Origin of the sequence: Variovorax fucosicus (genome assembly GCF_030316825.1) — a bacterium.
Lineage (GTDB): Bacteria > Pseudomonadota > Gammaproteobacteria > Burkholderiales > Burkholderiaceae_C > Variovorax > Variovorax fucosicus.
In genome coordinates, this window is sequence record NZ_JASZYU010000001.1 from 1,392,801 (window position 1) to 1,406,683 (window position 13,883).

At 66.0% G+C, this 13,883-nt stretch carries 15 protein-coding genes; 6 read left to right on the plus strand and 9 right to left on the minus strand.

All coding sequences use genetic code 11. The features are described from left to right. Positions 1-5: 5 nt before the first annotated feature. The 9 genes from kdpA to QTI05_RS06495 form a co-directional block, all read right to left on the minus strand. Entirely contained in the window at positions 6-1,808 is a 1,803-nt protein-coding gene (gene kdpA, locus QTI05_RS06455) for a potassium-transporting ATPase subunit KdpA (RefSeq protein ID WP_286623504.1), read from the minus strand. 3 nt (positions 1,809-1,811) lie between these two features. Then, complete coding sequence (gene kdpF, locus QTI05_RS06460) at positions 1,812-1,910, minus strand: K(+)-transporting ATPase subunit F (protein WP_286541315.1); 99 nt, start codon at positions 1,908-1,910, stop codon at positions 1,812-1,814. Between the two features lie 216 nt (positions 1,911-2,126). Beyond that, complete coding sequence (locus tag QTI05_RS06465) at positions 2,127-2,294, minus strand: hypothetical protein (RefSeq protein ID WP_286623505.1); 168 nt, start codon at positions 2,292-2,294, stop codon at positions 2,127-2,129. Positions 2,295-2,386: 92 nt separating this feature from the next. Beyond that, positions 2,387-3,289, minus strand: a complete 903-nt coding sequence (locus QTI05_RS06470; protein WP_286623506.1) for an SDR family oxidoreductase — start codon at positions 3,287-3,289, stop codon at positions 2,387-2,389. Positions 3,290-3,325: 36 nt separating this feature from the next. After that, positions 3,326-3,583, minus strand: a complete 258-nt coding sequence (locus QTI05_RS06475; protein WP_286623507.1) for a hypothetical protein — start codon at positions 3,581-3,583, stop codon at positions 3,326-3,328. Positions 3,584-3,609: 26 nt separating this feature from the next. Next, complete coding sequence (locus QTI05_RS06480) at positions 3,610-4,017, minus strand: hypothetical protein (protein WP_286623508.1); 408 nt, start codon at positions 4,015-4,017, stop codon at positions 3,610-3,612. Positions 4,018-4,024: 7 nt separating this feature from the next. Next, positions 4,025-4,633 (minus strand): hypothetical protein, encoded by a 609-nt coding sequence (locus QTI05_RS06485; RefSeq protein WP_286623509.1) that lies wholly within the window; start codon positions 4,631-4,633, stop codon positions 4,025-4,027. 113 nt (positions 4,634-4,746) lie between these two features. Next, on the minus strand, positions 4,747-5,892 hold the full coding sequence (locus tag QTI05_RS06490; RefSeq protein ID WP_286541301.1) for a PDDEXK nuclease domain-containing protein: 1,146 nt from the start codon (positions 5,890-5,892) through the stop codon (positions 4,747-4,749). A gap of 26 nt (positions 5,893-5,918) precedes the next feature. Further along, the gene (locus QTI05_RS06495; RefSeq protein WP_286541300.1) at positions 5,919-6,653 is read right to left on the minus strand and encodes a Crp/Fnr family transcriptional regulator; all 735 of its coding nucleotides are present in this window, start codon (positions 6,651-6,653) and stop codon (positions 5,919-5,921) included. Here QTI05_RS06495 and QTI05_RS06500 point away from each other — a divergent pair. The 6 genes from QTI05_RS06500 (at position 6,646) to QTI05_RS06525 (ending at position 13,872) form a co-directional block, all read left to right on the plus strand. After that, complete coding sequence (locus QTI05_RS06500; protein WP_286623510.1) at positions 6,646-8,703, plus strand: AMP-binding protein; 2,058 nt, start codon at positions 6,646-6,648, stop codon at positions 8,701-8,703. The genes QTI05_RS06495 and QTI05_RS06500 overlap by 8 nt on opposite strands. 61 nt (positions 8,704-8,764) lie before the next feature. Beyond that, positions 8,765-9,550: an ABC transporter ATP-binding protein gene (locus QTI05_RS06505; RefSeq protein ID WP_286623512.1), complete on the plus strand. Its 786-nt coding sequence runs from the start codon at positions 8,765-8,767 to the stop codon at positions 9,548-9,550. Beyond that, positions 9,550-10,479 (plus strand): branched-chain amino acid ABC transporter permease, encoded by a 930-nt coding sequence (locus QTI05_RS06510; RefSeq protein ID WP_286541296.1) that lies wholly within the window; start codon positions 9,550-9,552, stop codon positions 10,477-10,479. The genes QTI05_RS06505 and QTI05_RS06510 overlap by 1 nt, the downstream gene beginning before the upstream one ends. A gap of 2 nt (positions 10,480-10,481) precedes the next feature. After that, a complete protein-coding gene (locus QTI05_RS06515; RefSeq protein WP_286541295.1) occupies positions 10,482-11,558 on the plus strand; it encodes a branched-chain amino acid ABC transporter permease in 1,077 nt (358 codons plus the stop codon). A gap of 36 nt (positions 11,559-11,594) precedes the next feature. Further along, complete coding sequence (locus QTI05_RS06520) at positions 11,595-12,920, plus strand: ABC transporter substrate-binding protein (RefSeq protein ID WP_286541293.1); 1,326 nt, start codon at positions 11,595-11,597, stop codon at positions 12,918-12,920. Positions 12,921-13,059: 139 nt separating this feature from the next. Further along, positions 13,060-13,872: an ABC transporter ATP-binding protein gene (locus QTI05_RS06525; RefSeq protein ID WP_286541291.1), complete on the plus strand. Its 813-nt coding sequence runs from the start codon at positions 13,060-13,062 to the stop codon at positions 13,870-13,872. Positions 13,873-13,883 lie beyond the last annotated feature (11 nt).

Genomic DNA, 13,883 nt, shown 5'->3' on the forward strand with positions numbered 1-13,883 from the left:
GACGATCACTTCCACAACATCAAGTGCTCGACCACCGGCCCCAGCGCGAGCGCCGGCACGTAGTTGAGCAGGCCGACCAGCAACACGGTGCCGATCAGCAGGGAGACGAACAGCGGCCCGTGCGTCGGCATGGTGCCGGCGGTCTCGGGCAGGCGCTTCTTGGCGGCGAGCGCACCCGCGATGGCCAGCACCGGCACGATCACGCCGAAGCGGCCGAGCCACATCACGAGGCCGAGCAGCGCGTTGTAGAACGGCGTGTTGGCCGAAAGCCCTGCGAACGCACTGCCGTTGTTGTTGCCGGCCGAGGTCAGCGCGTAGAGGATCTCGGAGAAGCCGTGCGCGCCGGGGTTGGCGATGCCGGCTTTGCCATCCACCATGCTGACCGCGAGTGCGGTGCCCGCCAGCACCAGGATCGGCGTGACCAGGATCGCGACCGAGGTCAGCTTCATCTCGTGCACCTCGATCTTCTTGCCGAGGTACTCGGGCGTGCGGCCGATCATCAGGCCGGCAATGAACACCGCGAGGATCGCGAAGATCAGCATGCCGTACAGGCCGCTGCCGACGCCGCCGAACACCACCTCGCCGAGCTGCATCAGCACCAGCGGCACCAGGCCCCCGATCGGCGTGAGCGAGTCGTGCATCGCGTTCACCGCGCCGCACGAGGCGGCCGTGGTCACGGCGGCGAACAACGCGGAGGCATTGATGCCGAAGCGGACTTCCTTGCCCTCCATGTTGCCGCCGGCCTGCAGCGCGCTTGTGGCCTGGTCGACGCCCAGCGCGCCGAGCAGCGGGTTGCCGGCCTGCTCCGCCGGCAGCAGCACGACGACGGCAATGACGAACATCACCGTCATCGCGGCCAGCACCGCCCAGCCCTGCCGCAGGTCCCCGACCACGCGGCCGAAGGCGAAGCACAGGGCGGCCGGAATCAGGAAGATCGCCAGCATCTGCACGAAGTTGGCGAGCGCCGTCGGGTTCTCGTACGGGTGCGCCGAGTTGGCGTTGAAGAAACCGCCGCCGTTGGTGCCGACCATCTTGATGGCCTCCTGCGAAGCGACCGGGCCCATCGCCAGCGTCTGGGTGGTGGTGTTGGCGTCTTCCATCACGGGATTGCCGGCTGGGTCTTTCAGGGGCTGCCCGTCGGGGCCGTTCTTCGGCTGTTGGTAGGCCTGCGCCTCGACCGTGGTCACCGTCTTGTAGCTGTCGAAGTTCTGGATCACGCCCTGGCCGGCGAAGAACACGGCCACGACAAACGAGAGCGGCAGCAGCAGCCACACGGTGATGCGCGTGGTGTCGACCCAGAAATTGCCGACAAAGCCCCGGCCATCGGTGCGCCGCGCCGCGAAGCCGCGTGCCAGCGCGAAGGCGACCGCGATGCCGGTGGCGGCCGACAGGAAGTTCTGCACCGTGAGCCCGAGCATCTGTGTGAGATAGCTCATGGTCGACTCGCCGGCGTAGCCCTGCCAGTTGGTGTTGGTGACGAAGGCCACCGCGGTATTGAACGAAGAATCGGGCGAGACCGCGGCCATGCCGGCCGGGTTGAGCGGCAGCACGGCCTGCAGGCGTTGCAGCCCGTAGACGACCAGCCCGCCCAGTGCATTGAAGGCCAGCAGCGCCAGCGCATAGCTGCGCCAGTGCATCGATTCGCCGGCCGACACGCCGGCCAGGCGGTACAGCGGCGCTTCCACGCGCTGCATCCAATGCGGCAGGCGGCCGTCACACAATGCCGCAAGGAAGCGGCCGATTGGCCAGGCCAGCAGGCCGAGCACGACCAGAAAGAGCAGCAGCAGAGTCCAGGCAGAGGCGTTCATGACTCAGAACTCCTCCGCGCGGATCAGCGCGTAGACCAGATAGGCGAACAGCGCGATCGCAATGAAAGCGCCAAAGCCATAGAGCACTTCGAGGCTGATCACGGCCGCTCCCCTTTGGCGGCCTGCAGCCTGTGCAGCCCTGCCACCATGACGACCAGTGCCACCCACAGCGCCGCGAGGGCGGCGATCCATACCAAATCCATTCAGTCACTCCTGTTGCGAGACATGGCACTCAGTCTCGGCAGGCGTGCGTAAAAACGGGGAATGGACTCGGGGGCGGGGTGTAAAGAAGCCGTAAAAACGGCGAGCGGGGTTGGCTCAGGCGCGCGGAAAGCTGGCCTGCTGCATCTCGCGGTTGAGCTCTTGCAGCTTTCTGGACAGCTTCAGAACTTCGGCACGCACGGATTCATCCCCGCTGTGGAGCTGAAGGAACAGCTTGGCGAGAGTGTCTGTCAGGTGAGCCCATTGCGCGAATGAACTGCCCATGGTGTCCGACGGTTTACGCAAAGCTTCGCTCCACAACCGAAGAGTTGTAATAGCACGATAGTACTCACTTCGGTAGCGTCCGTGTTGAGAATTCAGCGCTGGAGCTTGTCTTTTGCGTTCTGCGCCTCGATGCGCTCGCGGGCGGCCATCCAGTCGGCGTCGCTCCACTGCCGCAGTTCGTAGAAGTTGCCGCCGGTGGCGAGCGCCTGGCCGCCGTCCATCATGATGGCCTGGCCGGTGAGCCAGTCGCACTGGCCGGGCGCCATGAGGAATGCGGCGAGGTTCTGCAACTCGCTCATCTCGCCGGTGCGTGCCATCGGATTGCTCTTCTTGCTGCGCTCGCCGGGCTCCTCGCCGGGATTCAGGCGCTTGCTCATGCCTTCGGTCGGAATCTCGCCGGGGCCGACCGCGTTGAGGCGGATGCCGTAGCGCGCCCACTCCACGGCCAGCGACTTGGTCATGACCTCGATGCCGGCCTTGCTCATGGCCGAGGGCACCACGTAGGGGCCGCCGTTGTCGACCCAGGTCACGATGATGCTCATCACGCTGCGGTACGGGCTGCCGGGCTTCCACTCGCCGGCCTTGGCCTGCGCGATCCAGCGCTTGCCGACCGCCTGCGTCACGTAGAAGCTGCCGTGGAACACGATGTTGGCCACCGCGTCGAAGGCGCGCGGCGACAGCGCCTCGGTCGGCGAGACGAAGTTGCCGGCCGCGTTGTTGACCAGGCCGGTGAGGCCGCCGCCGGCGAACAGCGACTCCACCATTTCGTCGACCGCCTGCGCGTTGCGGATGTCGACGCCGAACGCATCGACGCGGCGCCCCGGAAACTGCTTGCGCCATTCGGCCGCCGTGTCTTCGACCACCGACTGGCGCCGGCCGCAGATCGCGACGTCGGCGCCGAGGCCCAGAAAACGCTCGGCCATCGACTTGCCGAGGCCGGTGCCGCCGCCGGTGACCAGGATGCGCTGGCCGGTCATGAGGGTGGGTTGGAACATGGTGCGTGTCTCCTTCTTCGGTGGTGAGTGGACGAATCAGTCAGCAACGAACTTCGCCTTGAACTTCGCCTCGTCGGCATCGAGCTCGAGCGTGACGAGCTGGCCCATCTTGTTGTCGGCGAGGCGGCAGGCGGCGAACAGGCTGTAGCGGCCCTTGAAGTAGTAGCTCTCGAGGTCGATCAGCATGTAGGGGTGCGGCACGAAGACCTGGTGCTCGAACACCACGCGGTGCACGTTGCGCGGCGACGGAAAGAGCTTGTACTCACCCGTGTCGATCGATTTGGCGGTGGCCATGGTGGGGTTCCGGAAAAGGTGAGGGGCTAGGGTTGGCGGAACTGCTTGCGCAGCACCGCACGGTGCCGGTCGATGTGCGCCATCTGCGCTTCGGCGATGGTGCCGCCAAGGTCGACGCCGTCGCCGTTCAGCACCTCGTTGGCAAGCGCCAGCGCGCGCGCGACGACCTCTTCTTCGCTCACGCCCTGGCCGGCCGCAAGGTCGAGCGCCACGCGCTTCATGGCGCGCTGCGACAGCATCCACATGGCGCCGAAGGCATCCCAGGCGGCGGCGGCTTCCTTGAACTTGTCGCGCTCGGCCAGGATTTCGTTGAGCGGCTTGGCGAGCAGTTCGTTGAGCGCATCGAGCTGCTCCGCCATGGCCTCGTTCTGCGCGTTGGCGGCGAGCAGGGCATCGGCTGCGGCATCGGCCTGGGCGTAGGGTGTCGTGGACATGGTGGATTCAGCTCCCGATCAGTGCGCGGTAGGCGTCGCGCGTGCCGGGCGCGACGGAGTCGAGCGCCAGCTGGTAAGAGGTTCGGTGCCGCGCCATCATGCGCGCGGAGGCCACGGTTTTCGACTTGCAGTACCAGTGGCAGGTGTGTTGCATCAAGAACAGCTCGGCCGACATCGTGAACGCCTTGGCCTTGGGCGTTTGCTGCAGGCGGTTGGCGGCCGCATCGGCGATGCCCTGGGCATGGATCGCAAAGGCCTGGCGCACGTCGAAGAACATCGATGCGGGCAGCAGCTGGTCGGCGAACGGCAAGGCCAGTGGCAACTTGCTGACGCGCGCCTGCGATTCGTCGACGCGCGAGAAACCGGCGGCGAAACGGTTGAACTGCGCCGACAAGTCCTGCTCGCTGCTGTCGAGCAGGCTCCAGATCTGGGCCCGGCGCTCCGCATCGTCTTCGCCCAGGCAGCGCAGGTAGCCGTCGGTGAGCTTTTCCATGAGCTTCTCGATCTGGTGGTTGCCGAGATGGCTGGCCAGCAACGCAATGCGCCGCTTCTGGTCTCTCGATTTGAGAGCGTACGCGCCGAAGGCGATCAGGATCGCCAGAACAAAGATTTCCATGGGCAGGAGTGTAGTGATCCCGTGCGGCGGCCCCCATGCGATCTGCTATTGTTTTGATAGCTTACGGAGCCCGTCAGACGGTCACTCCAGCCCGTTGGCCTGGCGCCGCAGGCTCATGCGCCTGAGGAAAGCTGCCTCAGCTCACGGCGAAGCTCGCGCTCCAGCTCCTGCTCCGTCGGCAGATGCAGTTGGTAGCGGCTGGTGAAGATGTTGCGCTCCTGCTGCTCGCCCAGGGTGTACTTCACCACCGCGTCGTTCTTGTCCGGGCACAGGATCACGCCAAGTGTCGGGTTGTCGCCCTCGGTGCGCCGCTCGCGGTCGTAGTAGTTCACATAGAACTGGATCTGGCCCAAGTCGCCATGGGTCAGCTTGCCGACCTTGAGGTCGATCAGCACGTAGCACTTCAGCACCGTGTGATAGAAAACCAGATCGATGTAGAAGTGATCGCCGTCGACCGTGATGCGCTCCTGGCGCGACACAAATGCAAAGCCCTTGCCCAGCTCCAGCAAAAAGGTTTGCAGGTTGTCTATGAGCGCCTGCTCCAGCTTCGACTCCACCAGCCTCGGGGACTCGGGCAGCCCCAGAAACTCGATCACCAGCGGGTCTTTCAAAGCGTCGAGCGGTTGCATCACTTCATGCCCATGCGTTGCCAGCCGCATCAATCCCTTTTTGTCTTTGCTCTTGGCCAGGCGGTCGTACAGCAGGCTCGCTGCCTGGCGCGACAGTTCGCGCACCGACCACGCATTGCGGATCGCCTCGATCTCATAGAAGGCCCGCGCCTCGGCACGCCCCACACGCAGGAGCTGGCGATAGTGGCTCCATGACAGCGATGGATGCAGCACACCGGGCTGCCACGCTTCATCGCCCACCGATTTCCGAGACGGCGTCCCGGAAATCGCCTCCAGGGGCAAGGCCAGCGCCGCCGCCGAAGATTTCCGAGACACCGTCTCGGAAATCAGCTGTGGATAGTCGAGGTAGAACTGCCGGAAGGCTTCAAGGTTGTCCACGGAGTAACCGCGCCCGAACTCGGCGTTCAGCCGCGCCGACAGCTCGGCCAGCAACCTGGCGCCATATCCGGCCCGCCGCTGCCCACGCTGCTCTTCTTCAACGATCTCGCGGCCGACCAGCCAGTTGGCAGCAACCTGTGTCGTGTTGACCGTGCGCGCCACGCCGGCACGCGCCGCGTCCAATATCTCGCGCACCCGGCCATAGAGCGGCGGCGCGGCGGCAACAGGTTTTTTCTCGCGCGAGGTTGTCAATCTGGTTCTCTTTGAGGGCTGCGCGATTATCGAGGGCCCGCACCCCCACCGCCGCGCAGCGCCGCCATGTCGAGCACGCGCAGCCCACCGTATTCCACCCGCAGCGCGCCCTGCGCTTCCAGCGTGCGCAGCGCCTGGTTCACGCGCTGGCGCGACAGGCCGATCAGGTAGGCCAGTTCCTGCTGGGTGATGCGCAGCAGTTCGCCCACGCCCGGAAACAGCACGGGATTGAACAACGCGGCCAGGTTGCGCGCCACGCGCACGTCGGGGTTGTTGAGCCGGTCGGCCTCGCGCGCGGCGATGAACTGGGCCAGCCGCTCGTTGAGCTGGTTCATCACGAAGCGGTTGAAACCGATGGAGTGGTCCAGCAGCCAGTGGAAGTCGTCGACCGGCAACCCCGCCACGAGGCTGCGGCGCAGCGCCTGGATGTTGTAGCGGTACGGCTCCCGCTTGAGCGCGGTGCCTTCGCCGAACCAGCCGCCGGGCGGCAGGCCGCTGTAGGTCATCGAGGTGCCATCGGCGTTGTCGTTGCTCATCTTGAGCAGGCCCTCGATCACGCCGAACCAGTAGGTCGGCGCGCGGCCGATGCGGCAGACCAGGTCGCCGGGTTCGGCCTCGCCCACCACCAGCGCGGCCTCGGCGCGGCGCCGCTCCGGGCCCGCGAGCGCGCGCAGCCACGGGATGTTGTCGAGCTCGCCGGCATCGGCCGGACGCACGCGGTCGCGGATCGAATTGCCGCTGCTGGAACTGCCGATGTTCATCGGGAAACTCCGGGGAGTAGTGTCCCTAGGATTGTCGTTGGAACGACAACTCGGCGTCAAAGTGCGGCCTACGATCCGCCCCACTGTGAACCTTCCTCCTCTGCCCGCCGACACCTTCCCTCGCCTGCTGGCCGCCCACGCGGCGCGGCAGCCCGCGGCGCCCGCCGTGCGCGAAAAAGACCTCGGCATCTGGCAGGCCTGGACGTGGGCCGACGTGGCCACCGAAGTGCGCGAGATCGCCTGCGGCCTTGCGAGCCTGGGGTTCAGGCCCTTCGACAACCTCGCGATCGTCGGTGCCAACCGGCCGCATCTCTACATGGCCGTGGTGGCCGCGCAAAGCCTGCGCGGCGTGCCGGTGCCGCTCTACCAGGACGCGGTGGCGGGCGAGATGGTGTTCATGCTGGAAGACGCGGCGATCGAGTTCGTGTTTGCCGAAGACCAGGAACAGGTCGACAAGCTGCTGGAGTGCCGCGAGCTGCAGCAAGGCAAGCAGCCCAACCTGCGCCACATCATCTACGACGACCCGAAGGGCCTGCGCCACTACGAGCAGCCGGGCCTGCTCGGCTACGAACAATTGCGCGTGCTCGGCCGCGCCTTCGACCTCGCCAACAAGGGCTACTTCGATGCCGCGGTGGCGAGCGGTGCGCCGACCGACGTGGGCGTGATCCTCTACACCTCCGGCACCACCGGCCGGCCCAAGGGCGTCTGCCAGACGCATGCGAGCTTCATCGCGGCCGGTCACGGTGGCGTGGTGACCGACAAGCTCGGCCCGGGCGACAACATCATGAGCTACCTGCCGATGGCCTGGGTCGGCGACCACCTGTTCTCGGTGGCGCAGTGGCTGGTGGGCGGCTTCACGCTCAACTGCCCCGAGTCGGCCGAGACCGTGATGAACGACATGCGCGAGATCGGGCCAAGCTACTACTTCGGCCCGCCGCGCACCTTCGAAGGCCTGCTGACGGCCGTCTCGATCCGCATGGAAGACGCGGCCGCCCCCAAGCGCTGGTTCTATGGCAAGTTCATGGCGCTGGCGCAACGCGTGGGCGCCGACATCCTCAATGGCGCGCCGGTGGGCGGCGGCGATCGCTTCATGTACGCGATCGGCAACGCGCTGGTGTATGGCCCGCTGCGCAACGTGCTGGGCATGAGCCGCATCCGGGTGGCCTACACGGCAGGCGCGGCGATCGGGCCCGACCTGTTCCGTTTCTACCGCTCGATCGGCGTCAATCTCAAGCAGTTCTACGGCCAGACCGAGACCTGCGCGTACGTCTGCCTGCAGCAGGACGGCAAGGTCAAGCTGCAGACGGTCGGCACCGCGGCACCGGGCATCGAACTGAAGATCGCGCACGACGGCGAAGTGCTGGTGCGCGGCGTGTCGGTGCTCAAGGAGTACTACAAGCGGCCCGACGCGACGGCCGAGGTGCTCGATGCCGAAGGCTATTTCCACACCGGCGATGCCGGCGTGCTCGACAGCGAAGGCCACCTGCGCATCATCGACCGTGCGAAGGACGTGGGCCGCATGAACGGCGGCGCGATCTTCGCGCCCAACTACATCGAGAACAAGCTCAAGTTCTTTCCGCAGATCAAGGAGGCGGTGTGCTTCGGCAACGGCCGCGACGAGGTCTGCGCCGCGATCAACATCGACTTCGAGGCGGTCGGCAACTGGGCCGAGCGGCGCGGGCTGGCCTATGGCGGCTACGTTGACCTGGCCGGCAAGCCCGAGGTGCTGGCACTGGTCGGCGAATGCATCGCGAAGGTGAACGCCGACCTTGCGGCCGAAGACGGCATGGCCGACACGCAGATCGCGCGCTTCCTGGTGCTGCACAAGGAGCTCGACCCCGACGACGACGAGCTCACGCGAACGCGCAAGGTGCGGCGCGGTTTCATCGCCGAGAAATACGCGGTGCTGCTCGACGCGCTGTATGGCGGCAAGAAGGAGCAGTTCATCGAAACGCAGGTCAAGTTCGAAGACGGGCGCACCGGCACCGTGAGTGCCACGCTCACCATCGTGGAAGCCAAGCGCTTCCCGCCCGTGAAGGCCGCAGCATGAGCGCGCGCCGGGCCGCCCCAAGCAAGCTCGCACCGCAGTGCGTCAGCACGGAGGTCTTCCGATGAGCACCCGGAAAATCGGCGACGTCATCCTCGATGTGCAGAACATCAGCCTCGGCTTCGGTGGCGTCAAGGCGCTGACCGACATCAGCTTCGACGTGCGCGAACACGAGGTGCGCGCCATCATCGGCCCGAACGGCGCGGGCAAGAGCTCGATGCTCAACTGCATCAACGGCGTGTACCAGCCGCAGCAGGGCAGCATCGCCTTCCGCGGCCAGACCTTCAAGCACATGAACTCGCGCCAGGTGGCCGAGATGGGCGTGGCGCGCACCTTCCAGAACCTGGCGCTGTTCAAGGGCATGAGCGTGCTCGACAACATCATGACGGGCCGCAACCTGCGCATGAAGTCGAACCTATTCCAGCAGGCGATCCGCTGGGGCGCGGCCGAGCGCGAGGAAACGAAGCACCGCGAGTTCGTCGAACAGATCATCGATTTCCTCGAGATTCAGGCGCATCGCAAGACGCCGGTCGGCCAGCTCCCCTACGGCCTGCAGAAGCGCGTCGACCTCGGCCGCGCGCTCGCGATGGAGCCGCAGGTGCTGCTGCTCGACGAGCCGATGGCCGGCATGAACGTGGAAGAGAAGCAGGACATGAGCCGCTTCATCCTCGATGTGAACGACGAATTCGGCAGCACCATCGTGCTGATCGAACACGACATGGGCGTGGTGATGGACATCTCGGATCGCGTGGTGGTGCTCGACTACGGCAAGAAGATCGGCGACGGCACGCCCGACGAAGTGCGCAGCAACGAGAACGTGATCCGCGCCTACCTGGGGGTCGAACACTGATGGCCTTCTTTCTCGAAACCCTTTTCGGCGGCCTCATGGTGGGCATGCTGTATTCGCTGGTGGCGCTCGGCTTCGTGCTGATCTTCAAGGCCTCGGGTGTCTTCAATTTCGCGCAGGGCGCGATGGTGCTGTTCGCCGCGCTCGCGATGGCGCGCTTCGCCGAGTGGATCCCGATGTGGACGGGCATCGACAACCGCTGGTTCGCCAACGGCGCGGCCTTCGTCGTCGCGGGCCTCGTGATGTTCATGGTGGCATGGCTGGTGGAGCGGCTGGTGCTGCGCCACCTGGTCAACCAGGAAGGCGCAACGCTGCTGATGGCCACGCTAGGCATCGCCTACTTCCTCGACGGCCTGGGCCAGACCCTGTTCGGCAGCAACATCTACAAGATCGACATCGGCATGCCGAAGGATCCGATCTTCCTGCTCGACAAGATGTTCGAAGGCGGCATCCTGATCAACAAGGAAGACCTGTACGCCGCCGCGATCGCCGCCGCGCTGGTGGCGCTGCTCTCGCTGTTCTTCCAGAAGACCGGCACCGGCCGCGCACTGCGCGCGGTGGCCGACGACCACCAGGCCGCGCAGTCGATCGGCATTCCGCTCGCGCGCATCTGGGTCATCGTCTGGTGCGTGGCCGGCGTGGTGGCGCTCGTGGCCGGAATGATCTGGGGCAGCAAGCTGGGCGTGCAGTTCTCGCTCACCACGGTGGCGCTGCGTGCGCTGCCGGTGGTGATCCTCGGCGGGCTCACCTCGGTGCCGGGCGCGATCATCGGCGGGCTGATCATCGGCGTCGGCGAGAAGCTGTCGGAGGTGTACCTGGGCCCGTACGTGGGCGGCGGCATCGAGATCTGGTTCGCCTACGTGCTGGCGCTTGTCTTCCTGTTGTTCCGTCCACAAGGATTGTTCGGCGAAAAAATCATTGATCGGGTCTGACCATGTTCTACAGAGAAAACGGCCAGTTCAAGACCAGCTACCGCGCCGACCAGCAGGTTTTCCCGATCCTGCAGGATCGCGTGGCGATCGGCCTGATGCTGGTCTTCGCGTTCGCCGTCGTGCCCCTCCTGGCCAGCGACTACCTGATGCGCGCGATCCTGATTCCCTTCGTGATCATTTCGCTGGCCGCGCTCGGCGTGAACGTGCTGGTGGGCTACTGCGGGCAGATCTCGCTGGGCTCGGGCGCCTTCATGGCGGTGGGCGCCTACGGGGCCTACAACTTCTTCGTGCGCTTCCCGGGGCTGCCGCTGATTCCCGCGCTGATCCTGGGCGGCCTGTGCGCCACGCTGTTCGGCATCCTGTTCGGCCTGCCCAGCCTGCGCGTCAAGGGCCTCTACCTCGCGGTCGCGACGCTGGCCGCCCAGTTCTTCAGCGACTGGATGTTCCTGCGCATCAAGTGGTTCACGCTCGACACGCCCTCGGGCTCGGTGTCGGTGTCGAACCTGCAGGTCTTCGGCTGGCCGATCGAAAGTGCCGCGAGCAAGTACCTGTTCTGCCTGGTGGTGCTCCTGGTGGTCGCCGTGCTGACCAAGAACCTGGTGCGCGGCGCCATCGGCCGCGAGTGGATGGCGATCCGCGACATGGACGTGGCCGCCGCAGTGATCGGCATCCGCCCGATGTACGCCAAGCTCAGCGCCTTCGCGGTCAGCTCGTTCATCATCGGCGTGGCCGGTGCGCTCTGGGCCTTTGTCTACCTCGGCGCCTGGGAACCGGCGGCGTTCTCGGTCGACCAGTCGTTCCGGCTGCTCTTCATGGTGATCATCGGCGGGCTCGGCTCGATCATGGGCGCCTTCTTCGGCGCGGCCTTCATCACCGTGCTGCCGATCGTGCTGAACCAGGCGCTGCCGGTCATCGCCGGCTGGTTCGGCGCACAGATCTCGACCGTCGGCATCGCGCATGCCGAGCTGATGATCTTCGGTGGCCTCATCGTGTGGTTCCTGATCGTCGAGCCGCACGGGCTGGCCAAGCTCTGGTCCACCGGCAAGCAGAAGCTGCGCCTCTGGCCCTTCCCTCATTGATCGCGTGACTTTCCCATCCAACCCCAGGAGACAACCATGAAACTGAAATCACTCGCACTTGCCGTGGCCACCGCGTCCGCGCTGGCGGGAGCGGCCCCCGCGTTCGCGCAGCCCACCGAGCAGTTCATTCCCGTGCTGTCGTATCGCACCGGCGCCTACGCGCCGAACGGCACGCCCTGGGCCAACGGCTATGTCGACTATCTCAAGCTGGTGAATGCGCGCGGCGGCATCAACGGCGTGAAGCTCACCTTCGAGGAATGCGAGACCGGCTACGACACGGCGCGCAGCGTGGAGTGCTACGAGCGCCTGAAGGGCAAGAACGGCGGCGCCACGCTGGTGCAGCCGCTGTCCACCGGCGCCACCTTCGCCATCACCGAGAAGGCGCCGGTCGACAAGATCCCCGTGGTGACCGTGGGCTACGGCCGCAGCGAGAGCGCCGACGGCTCGGTGTTCAAGTGGAACTTCCCGATCGCCGGCACCTACTGGGTCGCGGCCGACGCGATCATCCAGGCGATCGCCAAGAAGGAAGGCGGGCTCGACAAGCTCAAGGGCAAGAAGATCGCCCTGATCTATCACGACAGCCCGTACGGCAAGGAGCCGATCCCGCTGCTCCAGGAGCGCGCCAAGCTGCACGGCTTCGAGCTGCAGCTGCTGCCGGTGACAGCGCCCGGCGTCGAGCAGAAGGCCACCTGGCTGCAGGTGCGCCAGGCCCGTCCCGACTTCGTGCTGCTGTGGGGCTGGGGCGTGATGAACTCCACCGCCATCAAGGAAGCGCAGGCCACCGGCTTCGCCCGCGAGAAGATGTACGGCGTGTGGTGGGCCGGCGCCGAACCCGACGTGAAGGATGTGGGCGACGGCGCCAAGGGCTACAACGCCGTGACCATGCAGCACGGTGCAGAGCCGCAGTCCAAGCTCGTGAAGGACGTGGTCGCGATGCTGCACGACAAGAACCAGGGCACCGGCCCGAAGGACGAAGTCGGGCAGGTGCTCTACATGCGCGGCGCCATGAGCGCGATGCTCGGCGTGGAAGGCATCCGCGCCGCGCAGGATCGCTTCGGCAAGGGCAAGGTCATGACGGGCGAGCAGGTGCGCTGGGGGCTGGAGAACCTCAACCTCACGCAAGCCAAGCTCGACGGCCTGGGCTTTGCGGGCGTGATGCGCCCGATCAGCACCTCGTGCTCGGACCACATGGGTGCGGCCTGGGCGCGCATCCACACCTGGGACGGCAAGGCATGGAAGTTCACGTCTGACTGGCTGCAGGCCGACGAGCAGATCATCAAGCCGCTCGTGAAGTCGACCGCTGCCAAGTACGCGGCCGAGAAGAAGCTCACACCGCGTACCCCCGCGGATTGCCAGAGCTAGGCCCACCCCCAGGCTTCGCGCACTTCGTGTCGCTCCGCCAACCCCCTTCGAGGGGGCAACACCAGCGGCCCGGCAAAGCCGGTTCCGCGGTGTTCCGCGAAGGGGCAGCCGGGCGGCTTCGCCAGTCATTGGAAGCAATATGAGTTCACCGAACATCGTTCTCAACGTCAACGGCATCGAGGTCATCTACAACCACGTGATCCTCGTGCTCAAGGGCGTCTCGCTCGTGGTGCCCGAGGGCGGCATCGTGGCGCTGCTGGGCGGCAACGGCGCGGGCAAGACGACCACACTGCGTGCCGTGAGCAACCTGCTGGCAGGCGAGCGTGGCGCGGTGACCAAGGGCACGATCGAGCTGCGCGGCGAGCGCATCGAGGCGCTCACGCCCTCGGCGCTGGTGCAGCGCGGCCTGATCCAGGTGATGGAAGGCCGCCACTGCTTTGCCCACCTGACCATCGAAGAGAACCTCATGACGGGCGCCTACACGCGCAAGGACGGCAAGGCCGCGGTGCAGCAGACGCTCGACAAGGTGTATGCCTACTTTCCGCGCCTGAAAACCCGCCGCACTTCGCAGGCGGCCTACACCTCGGGCGGCGAGCAGCAGATGTGCGCGATCGGCCGCGCGCTGATGGCCAACCCGACCATGGTGCTGCTCGACGAGCCCTCGATGGGCCTGGCGCCGCAGATCGTCGAAGAGGTGTTCGAGATCGTGAAAGACCTCAACACCAAGGAGAAGGTGACCTTCCTGCTGGCCGAGCAGAACACCAACATGGCACTGCGCTACGCCGACTACGGCTACATCCTGGAAAGCGGCCGCATCGTGATGGACGGCAAGGCCGGCGACCTGGCCAACAACGAAGACGTCAAGGAGTTCTACCTCGGCGTTGGCGGCGCGGAGCGCAAGAGCTTCCGCGATGTGAAGAGCTACAAGCGGCGCAAGAGGTGGCTGGCGTGATGGCACACCTC